The sequence below is a fragment of the Streptomyces iakyrus genome (genome assembly GCF_000717055.1).
Lineage (GTDB): Bacteria > Actinomycetota > Actinomycetes > Streptomycetales > Streptomycetaceae > Streptomyces > Streptomyces iakyrus.
On the sequence record NZ_JNXI01000069.1, the window covers coordinates 1 to 1,116 of the forward strand.

Consider the following 1,116-nt stretch of genomic DNA (forward strand, 5'->3'; position numbering starts at 1 on the left):
GCGAGGTGGTGGCGTCGGGCGAAGTGCAGCAGGCGGATCAGGGCGTGGCGGATCTGGGCGTCGCGATGTGCGGCGGTGCCGGACAGGTCGTAGTCGAAGCGGAGGGGCTGGCCGACGGGGTTGCCGTGTGGGTCCAGGCGCCAGGCGGCCAGGTGGTCGGCGTTGGTGTCGACACCGACCAGCCCGCGGGTGCGGGCCGTGGCCAGGGGCACGGTCTTGACCGCGGGGATCGTCCACGACGCGGTCAGGTACCAGCGGCCCCGGCTGGTGTCTTCGTGGATGCGGTAGGCGACGGCCCGGTTGGCCTGGATGCGGTCGGCCCACTGCTCACCCCGGTGCGCGAACGCCACCGTCGCGGCGAGCACATACCGGCCGTGCGGGGCGTTCGCCAGATACGCCAACGGCGCGGGAAGCTTGATCGAGACCTCGCCGTCGGGCGTGACGCGGATCGTCTCGTTGCCGAACCGCTTCCCCGACTCGCCGTCGGCTGCAAGGAACCGGCGCCCGGCCCGCCACCGCGCGCGCCACTGCATCTCGGTGAGCCCGGCGGCCCGCAGATGGTGGCGGGTGTTCAGCAGCCGCTTCCCGCCCCGCACCACACCCACGCGTCCGGCTTCCCAGTCCGCCCGCGCCGCATCGAGCCGCTCGGTCAGCACGTGCAGGCGGCGCGTCTTGGCAAACCACTCCCGCTTGCTGCGGTAGCCACCCGGAGCCCGCCTGCTGCCCGCCTGGCCGACCGGCAGGGACAGCCGGTGCTCGATCGTGCGCACCCCCGCCTGAAGATTCTGAATGTGCGCGAGCTGACCACGTCGGGCCAGCGCCCACTGATCATGGGAGGCCTTCGTGACGCTGCCCGCCCAACGGGAGGACGACTCCACCGTCAGGGCCCGCTTGCGCTCGGCCCACAGCTCGGCATCGTGCTCCAAGCCGGCCACGCAACGCGCCTTCAGATCCCGCGAGGCCAGCGTGCCCAGATGGTCACCCACCAGACGCAGCACGCGTTCGTCCTCGGCACTCAGGTACTTGAGCCGGTCACGGACCGCGATCCCGGAAGGGCCGGGCACCACGAACGGCGCTCCGATCTTCCGCAGGCCGCTCAAACCCTCACCCCCGTCC

At 72.2% G+C, this 1,116-nt stretch carries 1 protein-coding gene; it reads right to left on the bottom strand.

Annotation, left to right across the window (positions count from 1 at the left end):
- The coding region (locus tag OO68_RS41545) for a hypothetical protein (RefSeq protein ID WP_033314695.1) at positions 1-1,100 on the bottom strand (1,100 nt) is incomplete at its 3' end.
- Positions 1,101-1,116: the final 16 nt, after the last annotated feature.